This is a genomic window from Scytonema sp. UIC 10036 (assembly GCF_009725235.1).
Genome location: NZ_WJFC01000034.1, coordinates 24492 through 42231, shown reverse-complemented (window position 1 = coordinate 42231; position 17740 = coordinate 24492). Strand labels below are relative to the sequence as shown.

Sequence of the window (17740 nt, the reverse complement as noted above, 5' to 3'; positions counted from 1 at the left end):
TTTATGCCCAAAAAGGGAGATAGCGGGCATAGCGGCTAGAGGTTGATTCGGATTGGTCTGTCTTGATTAAGCCAGCTTCTTTGGTAGCTCCTATAATTAGAGAAACGGTTGCTGCCTGTGACTCACTTAGACGAAATCGATCGCGTAAGGTTTGGTTAGACATTCGTTTATTGCTGACATAGAGCAGACAGCAATGTTGGTAGCAGGCTCGAATTCGGTCTGTTTTGCTCATGTCAGCGAAATCCTGATGGGCAAATAGCACTGTTGTAGTGCGTGTGTCACCTACTCGAAAATCTGGTGCGGGTAGTTGAAACATCTCTGCAGCGCTTACAACTTTGTCAATGCCACTGCCTTTTTCTTCACAGATACCGAAACGTCGCATTAGGTCGGCGAGTTGTTCGTTACGGGAGCGATTTTCATCAATAAATCGTTCCACCTTAATGGGCGGGATACCAGGATTAGATATCTCAATGCGATCGCTATACATCTCGATCATCACCGAAGTTCCTGTAGCTAGAAAATCCTGGTGCACCAAAGCATTAGCAATCAGTTCTCTTAGAGCCTGTTTCGGAAACATCTTTACTTCTTCCCGCACAACTTCCTCAATAAAGCGATTTTGCGGTGCTGCTGAGTGAACAAAATCTACTAATCCGTCAAAGCCAACAGCATATCCTCGGTTGTCTGTCTTGTCATCACGGGTTTGCAGCTTGTTGCTCCCTTCATATATCACGACACGAGGCGCTTTACGAGCCAATGCAGGGGAAAAGGCATCCAGTTTTTTTGCCAAAAGCATGGCTGCTAGGTTTGCGATCGTCCAACCCTGTGCTGTTTGTTTGATTAAATGTTGGCTCTGCAATCTTTCAAGGACGGCATCGCGGCTAGTCGGATAGGGAATTTTGAGCAGTTCAAAGTACGTTTGAGTATCTAGTAAGGCAATTACATCGTCAGGGCTAGTGTTACATCGGGCAGGTTGGGAAAACCAATCTTGTTGATCTTCCGCAAAAATGCTCTTGAGTACATCTGGTGTCATCGGCACTAAATCTTCTCCCACTCTCATTAGGTAGGCTCCATCAAATGCCAATGGTTGTCCGACAGGACGGGTTGGTACTTCAAAAACCAGGACTCGTCCATCAGGATGCAGCAATTCTGTAGCGTCTACCCGAAATCTGAGTTTGTCTATGATGCGAGATTTGATATCGTTGAGGTCGGTTGGGGATAGAAAAGCATGGGAACCGACAACACGACGTGGATGCTTGTCGGTTACGCCCAAAATCAGATATCCACCACCTTCGTTGGCTAATGCTACGCAGTAGCGCAACAATTTGGTTGTGTCATACTGTTGCTTAGCTTCTTTAAACTCTAGGCGTTCTGTTTCTGCGGGTGCATTCAGCCATTTTTCAAGGGTTTCAAGGGTAATCATGCAGCATTTACCTCTTGAGCGGGTTTTGTTATCTGGTTGGTGGTGTTTGCGATCGCCTCTTTCCAAAGAACATCATCATTATTTTTAAAAGTTGGCTCAAACATTTAACTTGACTGTGGAAGTTTTAATATTAATGGCCTAGTTTACTATACTAGACTGGCTATTTGAATTGAAATGTTGATAAATGGCTGAACCGTATCAAGTAAAGCCCTCTGATAAGTTGCTGAGGTGGCTGCACCCTGGTCAATTTAACTGAGACCAACCTCAGCAGCTTTTAAGGACGATGAAATGTCTATCGATATACTTTGTTTAACGACAGTAGAAGAAAGTTATATAGCCTTTCTCAGTCTTATGAGGTACACCCCCTTTCATCCCCCCAAGGCATCGGGGGACAGAGGGGGGTAATTTTTGTACCTCACCAGGTTGAAATTTGCTGTAAAAGAGCTAAGAAGATAGGTAAAAATGCCGTAGTTTCGCTTGCAGCTAGTTTAGTGATGGAGAAAGGGTTGGAAGTATGCCATTCTCCTGTTGATGCTAACTATGCTCATGGGCTTGTTTTAGGAAAAAAGACTAAATCAATTGCTAAGTTTTTAGCTAACAACTGCGAAGTAGAAATTTATCCACCGAATGAATCGTAGAGGTAATTCATAACTAATCTTGTTAACGACGAAAAATAAAGTATTCATCGACTGTTGGAGATCGCTACGAATTGAACGATAACGTTTAGCCAGTTCTCGAAGATCCTTTTTAAACCGAGGAGTCAGAGCAATTTGGAGCGGTGATGGTTTACTCTGCATCAATACCTTCCCACATTTCTGAAAGAGGTAGAGTTTGACCGCTTAATGCTTCTCTGATGCCTTGATGAATACCTTCAATCACAATTTCAGTGGATGTTTCTTCATCAGATAATTCTCGTTCTAAGCCTAACCGAAAGGAGTGAACTATATCATAAATTTCTGCTAGTTTGTCTTCAAGTATATTTTGTATTTCTTGGATGATTTTATCAATTAACATAAGTCAATTCCTCGGTTAGTTAGTGGTTAATCATCAATAAGAGGTCATTTATAAACTCAATCTTAAATCGCCAACATCATATATTACGTAGGTTGGGTTGAGGAACGAAACCCAACATTAAATCGAATTGTTATATTTCGTTAAGAAGTCATTTATAAAGTCAATCTTAAATCCCCAACATCATATATTGCGTAGGTTAGGTTAAGGTTTTGCTCGATTAACGATCTTCACTCTCTTCAGTATAGACAAAAATAGAATCATTATCTATCTGTATATCGGGATATAGAGTAGTCAATTCTTCTGTTATATGGCAGTGGTAGTCTTTTATAGGAATTTCGATAATTTTATTACGTATTAATATAGCAAATAAATATTGAAACAATGAAATACTACGAGGAATTTTTTTAGATGAAGTTGAGGAAATTTCTTTTTTTATCTTTTCAATAATTGCTGGGATCTCATTTTCTTTTTTGGCAACTACAGCCAGACGATATAAGTTATCACAAAAACGATTCATGTCTTTTGGCTGTAGTTCGTCAGGAATTTTACCATTTTGAAAGAGCTTGTTAATTTCAACTGCTAACTTACGTTTTATTTTTATATCTGCATCATTACTTTCTAGTATAATATCAGATGTTTGTTCAAAAGCAAGAATAAGTGTATCTAGTTGTTCAACGTTTGCTTTAATTTGTGCTGCTAAACGTAATCTTTTCCAGTCAATTTCAGAACTTTTATACACCAGATCGTGAGTTGAAACTGACCATGCGTGTTCAAAAGCACTTTTAATCTGAATTTCAAAAATAATATTATAAATACTTAATTCATTCTCTATATTTAAACTGAGATTTATAACTTCCGTTTTTTTGATTCGAGCATAGATTCTAGTTGAATCAAATTTAAAAGTATCAGGTGCTTTTTTATTTTGTCCTCTTTTAACTATTCGAGTAATCTCAAAAACATTTTTACAAAATTGTATAACTTCTTCTTCATGTGATAAAGTTGGTATTATAACTGTGCAAGCAAATAAATCGTCTAAATCTAACCATTTTTTAAATCTACCTGTCTCAATTTTTTCAGCCAAAGATTCAACACTTTTAATGCGCGAAGTAAAAGCATATCCTTTACTTTCACAGAAGTTTACTAATGTTGATTTAACTCTTTCTGAAACTTTTTTAACAAAAGGAATATATTCGTTATATTTACGCTCTAGTACAGAAGGATAAATCATAAATTTAACAGTTGTATCAATTTATATTTCCCCGAATGACAGATTTCATAATTCTAATTCTAGTTTTCCTTGTACCTGCATCTGTAAATGAGAACTTAACAGCTTCATAGTATTCTAGTGCATTTCTTTGATAGTCTGTTAGAGAATCTTTAGATTGATTTTTTAATTCTGTATCTCCTACTAATTTTAGAAAATTATTAATTCTTACACCAATATCTCTAGTTATAGTAAGTTTTTCATTTTCACGATTTAACTCAGCAATCGCACCAAATAAAGAGTAAAAATCAGCTTGATTTTTCAATCTGGTTTTAGATAAATTTATATCTTGTGATAAATCTAATATTTCCTTGATAGCTTTAACAGTATTGCAAAATTCTTTCTCAACTTCCTCTTTTGCGTCCCAACTAATATCTCGATCGCTAAATGCTTTATCAAGATATTCTTGACTATAAGCTCTAACACCTTCTTCTAGAAAAAGTAAGAGTTGGGCAACCATTTCAACATCTTTCATTTGTTTTTTTGATCTTCGATCAATTGTTGGAAAATTTCCACCTAAATAATCAAACATCCAGTTAGATAATTCTTCTACCTTAGTAATAAACTCCCCGTTAAACTTTGCGTGACGAAGTTCTTGAGGAGTTAGTTTAATTACATTACGATTGATACGATCAAATATATTACCAATTATTTTTTCATCAGAAGATGGTAAATATTATATAGCGAATTGATATTTCCAAAAATTTTGTTTAACTTCAGTGTCTAAATCTTTGAAATATTTACCCCGCAACCTTTCAATCGTAGCTTTTTCATACACCGGAAATTCATTATTTGCAAATTCAAACAAAGTCGATAATCTTTGTTTTCCGTCAACTATGCTGATTTTAGATACTCCTTCAGGAGTAATTTCTTGATATATAAATATTGCTGGTGCGGGATAGCTATTAAGTACAGTATCAATAAAAAAGTCTTTATAGTCTTGATTCCAAACGCTGCGTCTTTGATAAGGTGGATCGAGTTCAAGAAGATTTCTATTATAAAGATCCCAAAACCAAGAAATAGTTTGAAAGTTAATTGTCCTACTCATTAGATATTTTTAGGTATAGATTGGTACAGTTTGTATTTAATCTATCATAGCTATTAACTAACTCTGTTTTCTAAGAATTTAATTCAACTAACATTTTTCATCAAGAAACCTTAATATTATTTTTACACTCAGTACGAAGCCTGAAACTCTTATTATACAAAAAAAGTCAAGAAAAGTGTTGTAATTTTATTGCTCTACTGTTGACTCAGCCTAACTTTATACGGAGAGATGCAAGCTCTGATTAAATCAATCTCAAAAGTGCTTAATTACATTATGCAAATTCACATACATAGAAATGTCTGATAGCTGACTTGACTACAGAAATGTTAAATTTGGATATAAAAATTTACATTTGGCAATACAGATATCAATCTGTATATCACAAACAAATAATTTAGCAATCGACAACTATTAAAAATCGGGATGACTGGATTCGAACCAGCGACCCCTTCGTCCCGAACGAAGTGCGCTACCAAGCTGCGCTACATCCCGGCAATAAAATGCCAATACAAGCATATCACAGCAACTGGAGAAATGACAAAACCAGATTGAAAAATCCCGTGCATGAGGTCAGGGGTTAGAAGGGCGGTTTATAGCATGTCTACACGCTATAATCGGCGATCGCAACTCATAAACCTTGCTACCATAAATTGTGTATATCTAGAGTGGTAGAAACGAACTGTGACTGTAAAGCCAGACTGGTTGCGGGTAAAAGCGCCTCAGTGGGAGCGCGTTGGTAACGTTAAAGAAATTTTGCGGGATTTAGCTCTCAATACGGTTTGTGAGGAAGCGTCCTGTCCGAACATTGGGGAGTGCTTTAACGCTGGTACAGCCACATTTTTAATTATGGGACCAGCTTGCACCCGTGCCTGTCCCTATTGCGATATTGACTTTGAGAAAAAACCCAAACCTCTAGACCCCACAGAACCAGTCCGACTGGCGGAAGCAGTACGGCGGATGAAACTCAATCATGTGGTCATCACCTCTGTTAACAGAGACGATTTACCCGATGGTGGCGCTTCCCAGTTTGTCCGTTGTATTGAAGCCATCCGCACTGTTTATCCCCACACCACCATTGAAGTCTTAATCCCGGACTTATGCGGAAATTGGGAAGCACTAGAGTTAATTCTTCAAGCACAACCGGAAGTTCTCAATCACAACACGGAAACAGTTCCTCGTTTGTATCGTCGCGTGCGTCCCCAAGGAAATTACGAACGAACAATAGAATTGCTGCAACGTTCTCGCGCCCATGCACCTGAAGTTTACACAAAATCCGGAATTATGGTGGGTTTAGGCGAAACAGATGAAGAGATTCGCCAAGTCATGCGGGATTTACGCGCTGTAGATTGCGATATTTTAACAATTGGGCAGTATCTCCAACCCAGTCAAAAACACTTACAAGTCTCTCAATTTATCACCCCAGAGCAATTTGATGCTTGGAAAACTTTCGGTGAAGAACTGGGATTTTTACAAGTTGTTTCTTCACCCTTGACAAGAAGTTCTTACCATGCAGAAGAGGTTAGAACTCTTATGAAGCAGTATCCAAGGGAAAAGGGTTAGTGGTTAGTGGTTAGTGGTTAGTGGTTAGTGGTTAGTGGTACTCTTTGACAACCAACAACTAACAACTAACAACTAACAACTAACAACCAACAACCAACAAATGTCAAACGTTGCAATTTTAGGTGCAGGTGCTTGGGGGACAGTCCTTGCTACTCTGGTCAAAGTGAACGGTCATGAGGTACGCCTGTGGTCGCGACAGGGGACTGAGACTCTACCACAAATCGTCCCAGATACGGATATTATTGTTTCTGCTGTTTCTATGAAGGGTGTCAGAGATGTTACCTCTTCACTTCAGTCTTTGCTTATTTCACCAAAAACTATTTTTGTCACGGCGACGAAGGGTTTAGACCCAAAAACCACATGCACACCTTCGCAAATTTGGCAAGAAACTTTCCCCAACAATCCTGTTGTTGTTCTCTCAGGTCCCAACTTATCTAAAGAAATCGAACAAGCATTACCAGCCGCAACAGTTGTCGCCAGTCAAAATATGGCGGCGGCGGAATTCGTGCAATCTATTTTCTCTTCTAACCGTTTCCGGGTTTATACCAATTCCGATCCTTTGGGTGTGGAATTGGGGGGAACGCTGAAAAATGTTATGGCGATCGCAGCCGGCGTTTGTGATGGTTTGCAGTTAGGAACCAATGCCAAAGCTGCTTTAGTCACCCGTGGACTTACAGAAATGGTTCGTATTGGTACCCACTGGGGTGCAAAAATGGAAACTTTTTATGGTTTGTCTGGGTTGGGCGATCTCCTCGCAACCTGTAACAGTCACTTAAGTAGAAATTATCAAGTAGGGTATCAGTTGGCTTGTAATAAAACACTTGCAGAAATTCTTGCTCATTTAGAAGGAACCGCAGAAGGAATTAACACGACTAACGTTTTGGTGGAACGAGCTAAGCAGCACAATATCCCTATGCCAATTACCGAACAAGTTTATCGTTTGCTTGCTCGAGAACTCACGCCCCGACAAGCATTAGAAGAGTTAATGTTGCGGGATGCCAAACCGGAATAACTTAACTTCTTAACCACATAACTAATTATTTGTGAAGAGGAAATTAGCAAATCTTCAGGAAATTACTTAACCACTCTTGTAGATATGACTATGAAAACGACCTTTAGGACTTTATACCGATATATGGCTATACTTAGCACCCAAAGTAAAAAAACCAAATTATTAAGGTTGAAATCCTAAACAAGGAACTCGCTTTTTCTAGTCCTGTTCAGAATTTTCATAGCTATTGGTAAAAGGGAGAAGCTCAGTAACCGAGCCTTCGGAGGCACTGTGTCAAAAAAAACCAGTACAGGTTTTTTGAAAAAAAACCTAAAGGTCACCCTCAACCGTGTTATTTCTTCCAAAATCACGGGAACAATAGCAACAGTTAATTAGCTGACCTAAATCTGTTGTTACCTGGAGCCATTGAGACGAACTTTATGCCAGCAACATTTTCTTACGCAGATGCCACCTACGAGTCAAAACAGTCCAGCCCAGAGTTTGACGCCGATCTCACGGTTGACGAGATGCCGATAGAGGAACTGGAAGAATTGGAAATGGCTGCTTCCGATCCTGCAAGTCTGGGTGCTACCCCGAACCGCCGCAGCACAGACTTAGTCCGTCTGTATCTTCAAGAAATTGGTCGGGTTCGCTTGTTAGGGCGCGATGAAGAAGTTTCAGAAGCTCAAAAAGTCCAGCGCTACTTGCGGATGCGAATACTCCTTGCCAAAGTTGCAAAGGAGGGAGACACGATTATTACTCCATATCTTCGGATTATTGAAGTTCAAGAGCGATTGGTATCAGCACTGGGACATCGTCCTTCTTTGGAACGGTGGGCGCGTGAGGCTGGTGTAGATGTCTTTGAACTCAAGCAATCATTAGGTCAAGGAAAACGCCGTTGGGCTGAAGTTGCCAAAATCACAGTCGAAGAACTCGAGCAAATTCAGTTCCAGGGTCTCCAAGCCAAAGAACACATGATTAAGGCGAACCTGCGCTTGGTGGTATCCGTTGCTAAAAAATATCAAAATCGCGGTTTGGAATTACTCGATTTAGTCCAAGAAGGAACTCTTGGTTTGGAAAGAGCAGTTGAGAAGTTCGATCCAACTAAAGGTTACCGCTTCAGTACCTATGCTTACTGGTGGATTCGTCAGGGTATTACTCGGGCGATCGCAACTTCTAGCCGTACTATCCGCCTACCAGTCCACATTACAGAAAAACTAAACAAAATCAAAAAAGCTCAGCGCAAAATTGCTCAAGAGAAAGGTCGTACCCCAACCTTAGAAGATCTGGCGCAAGAGTTAGAAATGACACCCACCCAAGTCAGAGAAGTCTTACTGCGAGTTCCTCGTTCCGTCTCCTTAGAAACCAAAGTTGGTAAGGACAAAGACACAGAGTTGGGAGAATTACTCGAAACCGACGGCGTGACCCCAGAACAAATGTTAATGCGAGAATCTTTACAAAAAGATTTGCAACATCTTTTGGCAGATCTCACCAGTCGCGAACGGGATGTGATTTTAATGCGCTTTGGTTTGTCAGACGGTCATCCCTACTCCCTAGCAGAAATTGGACGTGCGCTCGATCTCTCACGCGAACGAGTTCGCCAAATTGAATCCAAAGCTTTGCAGAAACTGCGTCAACCCAAGAGACGTAACATGATCCGCGACTACTTGGAATCTTTAAGTTAGTCATTGGTCATTGGTCATTGGTCATTGGTCGTTGGTTATTGGTTATTGGTACTATAAATGATTACTAAAGTATTACAAGTCACAAATGACAAATGACAAATGACCAATGACCAATGACTATTTCCACATTTCTTACTAGGTTGTAGCACATCATTCTCAGTTAAGCCAAGTTAAACTTTCTATAACTTTTTTAGATGTCTTTCCTACGGGGATCGACAATCTGTTAAATGCTCATTAGAGTTTAATTACCTATATCCAAGCATTTAACAAATGTTCTCAATAAGTAAGTTTTATTGCAAATTGCTCCGAAGATTTGCTATATTCTCAATTAATGGGTTTTATTGAGAAAAATAGCCATGACTGTCTACTCAGCAACCGCACTTAAGGCAGAATTGAACGAACGCGGCTGGCGTTTAACACCTCAGCGTGAAACAATTCTACACATTTTTCAAGACCTTCCACAAGGAGAACATCTTAGTGCTGAGGATCTCTATGAAAGATTGGAAATAAAAGGGGAAGGAATCAGCCTATCGACCATTTATCGCACTCTCAAGTTAATGGCGCGAATGGGCATCCTGCGAGAGTTAGAACTTGGAGAAGGACACAAACATTACGAACTTAACCAGCCTTATCCCCACCACCACCATCACCTGATCTGTGTCAGGTGTAACACGACTATCGAGTTCAAGAACGATGTCATTTTAAAAGTTGGAGCAAAAACCGCTCAAAAAGAAGGCTACCACTTACTCGACTGTCAATTGACAATTCATGCGATTTGTCCCAAGTGCCAAAGGTCATTAATGCCCCTTTAGCACTCAGGTAGGTATGTTCTGTGAATTTTAGGTGACAGGCGCAAGCATGAAGATCGGCAAACACCCGTGGCGGATGTTAAAAACGTCCGCTTCTCACATCACTTAAGCTGATACCGTAGAATTTTTGAGCTTGTTTAATCGCTTCCTTAGTATCTTCTCCCATCACACCATTCAGATCGCCTTTGTAAAAACCACGCGATTGCAATCGTCTCTGTATTTCCAAAGTATCAAAGTCGCTTTTCTCACCAGGACTGACCAAATCGTGCAATTTAGATCGAGTTGTGGGACCCGCAATACCACTTGCTGCTAAATAATTCTTGGTTTGAAATCTCTTAACAGCATCTGCCGTGTAAGGGCCGAAGTAACCGTTTGGTTCTCCTTGCAAATAGCCAGCTTTTATTAGCTGCTCTTGCAACACTCTAACAGCTTCTCCAGTATCGCCCAAGCGTAGTTTATCTTGACTGATACCTCGTCTGGTAGGAGCTTCTCCGTAACCAACACCTACTGGAGGTAGTCTTCTTTGCGTAGCTGGTCCTACGACACCGTCAACGGTCAATTTATAAGCTTCTTGGAAACGTTTCACCGCGTCTTCGGTAATAGGACCGTAAATTCCCGTTGAGTTACCGTAGTAAAAACCAGCAACGCGCAATCTTTCTTGCAAGATTTTTACATCTTCACCTTCATCACCTCGTTGCAAAAGGTTGGCATCACGACGCTTGTTAGCAACGGCTGTCTCACTAGAAGTTTTTTCAGCTTGAGAGTTTTCAACACTGGTTTTTTTGGCTTGAGTATTCTGGCTGCTGGGTTTTTTGGCTTGAGGGTTCTCAGCACTGGGTTTCTTAACTTGGGTATTCTGGCTGCTAGGTTTTTTCGCTGTCGAACTCTCAACACTCGGTTTTTTACTTTGGGGAGTCTCTTCCGTCTCCCAACCATCTAACTTTTGTATAGTCACCGGTCCTGCAACACCAGTCACCTCCAAGCCAGCAGCTTTTTGGAAGCGACGGACAGCCTCCTCTGTAGAAACATCATATACTTGCGTGATAGGCGCTTGATAAAAACCTGTCCTTTTTAATTCGCGTTGTAAATTTCTGACAGAAGGACCTTTATCACCCTGTTCCAAAGCTAAGGCACTACTGTAGACATTGAGTACAGACAAGATAAGGGCAAGAGGTAACATATACTTCCATGCCTTACCAGAGAGACGGTTCCAGTTAAGGGCTGCTGCCTTGTCAAACAAACTGCTGACAGAGATAATTTCACTATTCGTCAGATCTTCGTAGACAGAAGCTGCATGCAGATACGCAAGATTCTCCATAATTTCTTTCTAAACCACCTATTTTTCTTCTTCTATGGCTGCTTCGGCTTGATGGACTGAGTGTGTTAAATGTTCCAGTGTTGATATACTTACATCTTGCCATAAACCGTAGTGATATGCTTGTAAAAATGCAGTAATGCGATATGCCTTAGCCTGAACGCTAGCTTATCGCACTGTTGCCTTCAATCACGTTAAACCAAATTTTGTCCAAAAATCCGTTTCATCACAGACTTGCGCTGAAGCGGAGATTTTGCTCTTTGCGTCATCTCCTAGCATTACAATTAGAGTAGTACCATTATTACGCTGTACAATTTCCTGCACGGCTTATAAACCATCAACCTAATGGGAAACTACGGGAGATAGAGTCTATTATAGAAAAATTAACTCTCCTGACTGAGGCTTCTATCCTCGTGACGACTCCACACACTTCCGCTTCGCGGTAAGTGTGGGGCTTCTGCCGGAGTTAGCTAATTTGGCATTAATTACGATGCATGAACCCTAATTACCGTTTTAAACTGTTGGTTAGGACACAGTAGCCAATTTTCAAGAAACTGCAAAAAACCCCTTTCGCGCCAGATTGTAAACAATGTCTAGTTCTTCTGATTTGAGCTTCTCTCGAACCATACGTAATAGTACATTTGTTCGATTTAGAGAATTGCTGTTGCAAATGGCTCAATCAGTGGAAAAGCCATCTCTAGTTCTGACAGAATCGGTGCTCGTGATGGTGAACATACCCCTAGAATGGCAGGCACAACGCTTTACTGTGTTGGTGTCCCAACAATTTAGTGCGCTTTTCATTGGAACTTATTTACAGGATAAGGGGGATACGGGGAACAAGGGAGATATGGCAATAACTTCACTTTCCGCGTCACAGTCTCTGTCTTTCACAACCTCTTCCTTATCTTGTCCCAATGATTTTCTACTGGATTTTTATTTGACGTTTGATTTAGAAGAAATTGTCTCGTTTATTTCTAATTTGAGAGGTTTGTTCGACAGAAATTCTCAAACATATCAAAACCTGGAAGATTACTGTCAAATTCCCGTCACCAATGATGCAAGGCTTCAAAGCAAATTTACATTATTATTGTTGAAAGACCTTTTGTCAGAACCAAATCAATCACAGACAGAATTACCTGTAAATTTCCCTTATGTCTCTGTCTGTCAACCCGTGGAAAAAGCCCTGCAAAAACAAATAGCTCAAGAGAAGTTATTAAATCAGGTAACAACTCAAATCCGTAAAAGTTTAGACTTGCCAGTCATCATGTCTACAGCAGTTGCACAAGTCAGAGAATTTTTGGAATTAGACAGACTGGTAATATATAAATTTGAACATTCCATTGCTAAGAGTCAAGAGTCTACTATAAGTAACGAACAATACTCTCCTTCTTTGTCCCTCCCGAACTATACCCCCTTTTCAACTCCCCATTCCTTACAGCAAGACTTACAAGACAAAGCAGGCTGTATTGTCTATGAAATTCGCGCTCATGATGCTATTTCATCTGTTTTGCATTACACGGAAAATAATTGTTTTACTCAAACTAATCAATGTTGGGAAAAGTACAAACAAGGTTATACTTTATCTGTAGATGATGTGGAAACAACTTATGCTCTAGAAGAGTGTTTGTTAAATTTTTTAAGAAATACTAAAGTCCGGGCAAAATTAGCAGCACCGATTATTTTTGAAGACAAACTTTGGGGATTGCTGATTGCTCATCAATGCGATCGCCCTCGTTCTTGGACGGAAAGTGAAAAAATTTTGCTCACATCTGTAGCGGAACAATTGGCGATCGCAATCCATCAATCCGAGTTAATGCGTTCTCTGACAAAAGAAAAACAAAATTTGGAAGAACGTGTTATTGAGCGCACGGTTGCTTTACATGACGCTCTGGTTGCAGCAGAAGCGGCTAGCCGTTTAAGAAGCGAATTCCTCGCCACTATCAGTCACGAATTACTGACACCTTTAACCTACGTTATTGGAATGTCTTCTACTTTGCTACGCTGGTCCTTTGGTGAGTTAACAAAACGCCAACGGGATTATTTACAGACAATTCATGATAGCGGTGAGCATTTATTAGAGATGATTAACGATATTCTCGAACTCTCTCAAATAGAAGCAGGCAAAGCAGTATTAAATATAACCAGCTTTTCCTTGAGCGATGCAGCCGAATCTACAGTTAACGGATTAAAAGAAAAAGCAACTCTCAAAAGAGTGAATCTTAAACTCGATTTGCAAATCAATGCAGAGTGCGATCGCTTTACGGCTGATGCCAGAAGAATACAACAAATTCTGTGGAATTTACTAACTAATGCTGTAAAATTTACACCCGAAGGAGGAAACGTTACATTGCGCCTTTGGGTAGAAGACGAAAATGCTGTCTTTCAAGTAGAGGATACGGGTATTGGTATCCCAGAAGATCAATTGTCACTCTTGTTTGAGAAATTCCACCAACTCGATACGCCTTACCGTCGCCGTTACGGGGGAACTGGATTGGGCTTAGCATTAACCAAACAGCTTGTAGAACTTCATCGAGGTCGAATCGAAGTAGAATCCACAGTAGGCGTTGGTTCAATTTTTACTGTCTGGATACCTCCGGTAGCTAGCAGTTAGCGTTAAGGGACTGCCAAAGGAACAAGAAATAGCACTACCAACCACTAACCACTAACGACTAACTACTAACCACTTACGAATTATTTGCGTCTCTCAGTTCGCCCGGACGCACAGTAAACTGCTGCGTTTCGTCGCCTCGCAGTACTGTCAATTGCAAGGGCTGGTTGACTCGGCTTTTTTCTACCAAGTTTTGCAACTGTTCGGCTGTGGTTACTTTTTCTTCGCTAATCTGAGTTATGACATCACCCCGACGCAAACCAGCAGATGCGGCTGGGCTATTGGGTATGACTTGCATGACTAACACACCATTGACTTCCGGTACATTCATAGTGGAATTGGGGTCACTATTAAATTGTTTTGCTTGTTCTGGTGTTAAACTCACCATACGAACACCGATGTATGGATGGGAGATTTTTTCACCACGCGCTAAGGCATCTTTAATTAACTTAGCTTTGTCAATAGGAATCGCAAACCCAATTCCTTGAGCATCAGCACGAATGGCAGTATTGATACCGATAACTTCTCCTTGCTCGTTCACTAAGGGACCGCCAGAGTTACCGGGATTGATAGCGGCGTCTGTTTGTATAAAATCTAACCGTTTATCGGGAATACCGACCTGAGCGCTGGAGCGGTTCAACGTGCTAATAATACCTAATGTTACAGTATTATCTAAACCTAATGGGTTACCGACTGCTATTGCCCAATCTCCTACCTGCAAATCTTGAGAGTTTCCCAAACTTGCCACGGGAAGATCTTTTCCTTTAATTTTTACAACAGCTAAATCTGAGGGTTCATCTACCCCACGCACTTCTCCTTTGAGCTTGCGCCCGTCTTTCAGGGTGACGGTGACAGAATCAGCACCACTCACAACGTGAGCGTTGGTCAAAATTATACCATTAGAATCAATGATAAAACCAGAACCTTCACCTCTTTGCCGATATTCTTGAGGTGCTCTGGAAAAATCGTCACCAAAAAATTCCCGGAAAAAGGGGTCGCCAAAAAAGGGGTCGGGCGCACGCATTGTGATAATCCGCTCTGTATCAATCCGTACAACTGCGGATCCGACTTTATTGACAGCAGTGCTTACAAAACTGCGAATAGCTGCTTTTTGAGATTCTACAGGAGGTGCGTTCTCTGGTGCGAGCGCTTCTACTTCAGTAGTACTTGGTGTGGTAATACTGGAAAGAGACGATCGCCCTGGAATTGGCAGGTTAGGAAATGCCCACAAGCTTGTCAAAGTCAAGCCAATACTCAAGATTGCTACTAGAACATGGCTGGTCACTTGACGCAAAAGGGGTGAGAATCGTTGTTCTTCAGAAGATGATAATGACATATTAATTTCTGCTGTCCCGCAACACATGAGTTATCGTCTCTAAAACCATTATTACTAGGAAAAAGGCGTGTTGAGCCAATACTGAACGGTTAAGCGTTTTTTCCTTCCTGCACCCTCTGCATCCCCTGCATCCTTATACCGCTTTTCCGCCCTTTACTTGGCACTTTCTCCATACTTTATACTTCATCCTTGACACGACCATCAGCGCCTATATGGAGTATAACTTCGTCGCTATAAACACGCCGTTCAGTACTGAGGAGGTTGTAAGCCCGATCGAGAAGCGGGAAGCTATGCACTGGCGTCAGAGTTATCTTGGCATAAACATCATTGCTACCATTAAGGCGCTCCAGATTGACTTCAAGATGCCCGTAGTGCTTACCACCACTTACGAGCTGTAGGATACCATCCACTTCTTGCCACAGTTCACCTTCTTTCTGGTCGGCTGTCCATTGGCTGAATGGGTTGTAGTTGAGTAGTGGCGAATCAAAGCTGAGACCCTCACGACGCTCACCCCGCAATCCATCACCTGACACACCAACTTCATAATAATGAACGCCAATGCCATCAGCGTTTTCATCAACAAAACTGCGCTCAAACATCTCGCTGTGACCCACAAACACCGCAGCGACTCCATATTTCTCAAATAATTTGTGATATTGACGCATTGGAGTACCGCCCTGACCGCTACTGTCTTTATGATTCATGGGTAGCCCGTGTTCGCCATTGCTGTAAGGCGTGTGATGGAACTGTACAAAGATAATTTGTCCGCGATCGCGAGCATCACGCAATTGCTTTTTTGCCCAGTTCCACTGGATGCTACCTCGATTGAAGTCAGCGAGGTCAGTACCACCACCGGCTTCGTACTGCTGGCGTGTGTAATTCTCTTGAGTATCAGTACCCGGACTTGTGTAATCTCGCCCACTTACTTGAGGGGGCTGACCTTCTCCACCATAGTTACTCCGGCGATCGTCCGGTTCGCCATTGGAACTGTCCAGCGTGAGGATGGTAATGGGACCGTAGTCAACTCGGTAGTAGTTGTCTTGGTGTTCTGACGTCCCATTATCAGGTGCATCAAAATATACGTGATACTTATCGCGACCAAACTTTGGACCAAAACGACCGTCAGGGTCAGTACCATAACCACCATTGAGTGCGCCAAAGTTTTCCCAGTTGCCCAACGCGGGAAGGATTGGATACCGTGAAAGCCCACTGTCAAACTCTCCGGCATTGTGGCGAAAAAACTCATCCCAACCGGGTTGGTAACCACCTCCTTGCACGAGGTCTCCAGGCATAAGCAGAAAATCGGGATTGCGGCTGTTGACAATTGTCAGATTGCGCTTGTAACCTTCAGTTTCCGTCAGAGCATAGCGCAATGTCTGTGATACTCCCGAACCAGATGTCCCGAAGGTTGTTGCCCACTGGCTACCGCTCAACCCAGGACGTGCTGCCGATCCCTCTGCCAAAGCACCCGGTTGCCATTCCCGGTAGGTCACTCGTCCTAAAGGTTCGGTTTCGCTATCAGACATTGCAATAAAGCGGATTTGATTCCAACTATCTTTACTTGGCGCGGTTTTGAAAGTTGAATTGAAAACGCTCGACCCTTGAGTCACGGTATAGTGGTACGTTGTTCCTGGCTGCAAACCACGCAAATCCACAGCATGTTTGTAGTTATTATCACTTAGAAGCCAGGAACCCGGAGCCAGCCCGGAAATATTTTGGTTTTTCTCGGCTGTTGTGTAGGCAAGCACTGGCTCCAATGAAGGTTGAGTCTTAAAGGTGAGCGGCTGGCTCAAACCAGGTCCGGTTACCGTCAGTTGACCTGACACATCTTGCTCGGTAAACCAAGTAAAGTACACACCATCAGTAGATGGGTTCTGTAAATAGGGATTGACGCGGAACTCTGCTATAACTTCTTGAGGAGCCATGGTAACACTGAGTGCAGTTGAGACAATAGCAGCAATTAGAGCAGAAGTTGGCTGAAGCTTGTACGAGATGTGCATTGGTTGTGAGCCGTGATGAACATAGCGATCGTTTTTTGCTTGTGCATCTTACAACGAGAACGTGAAAGGGAGGTTAAATCTCTCATATCTGGCGTTTAACCTTAAGTAGTATTGCTATTTATTCTCAAAATGCTATTTATTCTCTCAAGAAACACAAGGCATGATCTTGTTGCGGGGTGCAAAAGGGAAGAGGATTGTGTTTCTTTCATTTTTTACTTGCGCTTGTAAGCGCTAGTCAGAGGCTTTCAAGAAACACATCCAACTAGCCGCGAAAATCGCCACTAGTGAAACATGAAAGATGCACATTGTTCTTCACTGACTGAGATCCTTAGTGTGTAGGGGTTATAAAATGTGCATCTTCATAACCTTTGCGTAATCCCACTAGCCCAGTTGGTAGGTAACAATGAATATAAATTAAAAAAGTTAATCTGATTCCTAAAAATAACGGAGAGAAAGTTTTATGTCTATCTGGGTATTAGTAGCGCTAATTTCTTACCTTTTGGGAGCCTTAATTCAGTGGACTGCACTCAAGCAGCAGTTTCAGGAACTCGACGACTATACTAATTTTCCCATAGTATGGGTCGCAAAAGTCGTCTTAGCAACTGGTTGTTTTTTGGAAGCTTTAGCTTGGCCATTCGAGCTACTGGACTCACCCACTGCAACTGAATAACCATCGCTACTGTTCCTGTA

Annotated in this window: 15 protein-coding genes and 1 tRNA gene; 6 read left to right on the top strand and 10 right to left on the bottom strand. The window is 41.5% G+C overall.

Annotation, left to right across the window (positions count from 1 at the left end; translation table 11 throughout):
• Position 1: 1 nt before the first annotated feature.
• The 7 genes from F7734_RS17995 to F7734_RS17965 all read right to left on the bottom strand — a co-directional run bounded on the left by F7734_RS17995 (position 2) and on the right by F7734_RS17965 (position 5238).
• Entirely contained in the window at positions 2 to 1420 is a 1419-nt protein-coding gene (locus F7734_RS17995; protein ID WP_155745969.1) for an ATP-binding protein, read from the bottom strand.
• Positions 1421 to 2010: 590 nt separating this feature from the next.
• A complete protein-coding gene (locus F7734_RS63575) occupies positions 2011 to 2217 on the bottom strand; it encodes a type II toxin-antitoxin system YafQ family toxin (protein ID WP_243146943.1) in 207 nt (68 codons plus the stop codon).
• Positions 2207 to 2434, bottom strand: coding sequence for a hypothetical protein (locus tag F7734_RS17985; protein WP_155745968.1), 228 nt, complete (start codon positions 2432 to 2434; stop codon positions 2207 to 2209). Before F7734_RS17985 ends, F7734_RS63575 begins: the two co-directional genes overlap by 11 nt.
• Positions 2435 to 2651: 217 nt before the next feature.
• Entirely contained in the window at positions 2652 to 3662 is a 1011-nt protein-coding gene (locus tag F7734_RS17980) for a hypothetical protein (RefSeq protein ID WP_155745967.1), read from the bottom strand.
• A 16-nt stretch (positions 3663 to 3678) separates the two neighbouring features.
• Entirely contained in the window at positions 3679 to 4230 is a 552-nt protein-coding gene (locus F7734_RS17975; RefSeq protein WP_155745966.1) for a hypothetical protein, read from the bottom strand.
• A 144-nt stretch (positions 4231 to 4374) separates the two neighbouring features.
• Entirely contained in the window at positions 4375 to 4746 is a 372-nt protein-coding gene (locus F7734_RS17970) for a DUF262 domain-containing protein (RefSeq protein WP_155745965.1), read from the bottom strand.
• A gap of 418 nt (positions 4747 to 5164) precedes the next feature.
• Positions 5165 to 5238, bottom strand: a tRNA-Pro gene (locus F7734_RS17965).
• 189 nt (positions 5239 to 5427) lie between these two features.
• Here F7734_RS17965 and lipA point away from each other — a divergent pair.
• The 4 genes from lipA to F7734_RS17945 all read left to right on the top strand — a co-directional run bounded on the left by lipA (position 5428) and on the right by F7734_RS17945 (position 9794).
• Positions 5428 to 6306: a lipoyl synthase gene (gene lipA, locus F7734_RS17960; protein WP_166481974.1), complete on the top strand. Its 879-nt coding sequence runs from the start codon at positions 5428 to 5430 to the stop codon at positions 6304 to 6306.
• Between the two features lie 100 nt (positions 6307 to 6406).
• Positions 6407 to 7318 (top strand): NAD(P)H-dependent glycerol-3-phosphate dehydrogenase, encoded by a 912-nt coding sequence (locus tag F7734_RS17955; RefSeq protein WP_155745964.1) that lies wholly within the window; start codon positions 6407 to 6409, stop codon positions 7316 to 7318.
• A 419-nt stretch (positions 7319 to 7737) separates the two neighbouring features.
• The gene (gene sigC / locus F7734_RS17950; RefSeq protein ID WP_155745963.1) at positions 7738 to 8982 is read left to right on the top strand and encodes an RNA polymerase sigma factor SigC; all 1245 of its coding nucleotides are present in this window, start codon (positions 7738 to 7740) and stop codon (positions 8980 to 8982) included.
• Between the two features lie 356 nt (positions 8983 to 9338).
• Entirely contained in the window at positions 9339 to 9794 is a 456-nt protein-coding gene (locus F7734_RS17945) for a transcriptional repressor (RefSeq protein WP_155745962.1), read from the top strand.
• 76 nt (positions 9795 to 9870) lie between these two features.
• On the opposite strand, the gene F7734_RS17940 is transcribed toward F7734_RS17945, so the two are convergent.
• Positions 9871 to 11109, bottom strand: a complete 1239-nt coding sequence (locus F7734_RS17940) for a peptidoglycan-binding protein (RefSeq protein ID WP_155745961.1) — start codon at positions 11107 to 11109, stop codon at positions 9871 to 9873.
• Positions 11110 to 11695: 586 nt separating this feature from the next.
• Between F7734_RS17940 and F7734_RS17935 the strand changes: the two genes are divergently transcribed.
• Positions 11696 to 13717 (top strand): GAF domain-containing sensor histidine kinase, encoded by a 2022-nt coding sequence (locus F7734_RS17935; RefSeq protein WP_155745960.1) that lies wholly within the window; start codon positions 11696 to 11698, stop codon positions 13715 to 13717.
• Positions 13718 to 13790: 73 nt separating this feature from the next.
• Here the strand turns inward: F7734_RS17935 and F7734_RS17930 are convergent, their stop codons facing one another.
• The gene (locus tag F7734_RS17930) at positions 13791 to 15050 is read right to left on the bottom strand and encodes an HhoA/HhoB/HtrA family serine endopeptidase (RefSeq protein ID WP_155745959.1); all 1260 of its coding nucleotides are present in this window, start codon (positions 15048 to 15050) and stop codon (positions 13791 to 13793) included.
• A 176-nt stretch (positions 15051 to 15226) separates the two neighbouring features.
• Positions 15227 to 17050 carry a metallophosphoesterase family protein gene (locus tag F7734_RS17925; protein WP_155745958.1) on the bottom strand — a complete coding sequence of 608 codons (1824 nt, stop codon included), beginning with the start codon at positions 17048 to 17050 and terminating at the stop codon, positions 15227 to 15229.
• Between the two features lie 460 nt (positions 17051 to 17510).
• Here F7734_RS17925 and F7734_RS17920 point away from each other — a divergent pair, with 460 nt between their 5' ends.
• Positions 17511 to 17720, top strand: a complete 210-nt coding sequence (locus F7734_RS17920) for a hypothetical protein (RefSeq protein WP_155745957.1) — start codon at positions 17511 to 17513, stop codon at positions 17718 to 17720.
• Positions 17721 to 17740: the final 20 nt, after the last annotated feature.

Excerpts from the sequence above, each read along its gene's own strand:
- F7734_RS17995 (WP_155745969.1), bottom strand. The coding sequence starts at position 1,420 with ATGATTACCCTTGAAACCCTTGAAAAATGGCTGAATGCACCCGCAGAA.
- F7734_RS63575 (WP_243146943.1), bottom strand. The coding sequence starts at position 2,217 with ATGCAGAGTAAACCATCACCGCTCCAAATTGCTCTGACTCCTCGGTTT.
- F7734_RS17985 (WP_155745968.1), bottom strand. The coding sequence starts at position 2,434 with ATGTTAATTGATAAAATCATCCAAGAAATACAAAATATACTTGAAGAC.
- F7734_RS17980 (WP_155745967.1), bottom strand. The coding sequence starts at position 3,662 with ATGATTTATCCTTCTGTACTAGAGCGTAAATATAACGAATATATTCCT.
- F7734_RS17975 (WP_155745966.1), bottom strand. The coding sequence starts at position 4,230 with ATGTTTGATTATTTAGGTGGAAATTTTCCAACAATTGATCGAAGATCA.
- F7734_RS17970 (WP_155745965.1), bottom strand. The coding sequence starts at position 4,746 with ATGAGTAGGACAATTAACTTTCAAACTATTTCTTGGTTTTGGGATCTT.
- F7734_RS17955 (WP_155745964.1), top strand. The coding sequence starts at position 6,407 with ATGTCAAACGTTGCAATTTTAGGTGCAGGTGCTTGGGGGACAGTCCTT.
- sigC (WP_155745963.1), top strand. The coding sequence starts at position 7,738 with ATGCCAGCAACATTTTCTTACGCAGATGCCACCTACGAGTCAAAACAG.
- F7734_RS17945 (WP_155745962.1), top strand. The coding sequence starts at position 9,339 with ATGACTGTCTACTCAGCAACCGCACTTAAGGCAGAATTGAACGAACGC.
- F7734_RS17940 (WP_155745961.1), bottom strand. The coding sequence starts at position 11,109 with ATGGAGAATCTTGCGTATCTGCATGCAGCTTCTGTCTACGAAGATCTG.
- F7734_RS17935 (WP_155745960.1), top strand. The coding sequence starts at position 11,696 with ATGTCTAGTTCTTCTGATTTGAGCTTCTCTCGAACCATACGTAATAGT.
- F7734_RS17930 (WP_155745959.1), bottom strand. The coding sequence starts at position 15,050 with ATGTCATTATCATCTTCTGAAGAACAACGATTCTCACCCCTTTTGCGT.
- F7734_RS17925 (WP_155745958.1), bottom strand. The coding sequence starts at position 17,050 with ATGCACATCTCGTACAAGCTTCAGCCAACTTCTGCTCTAATTGCTGCT.
- F7734_RS17920 (WP_155745957.1), top strand. The coding sequence starts at position 17,511 with ATGTCTATCTGGGTATTAGTAGCGCTAATTTCTTACCTTTTGGGAGCC.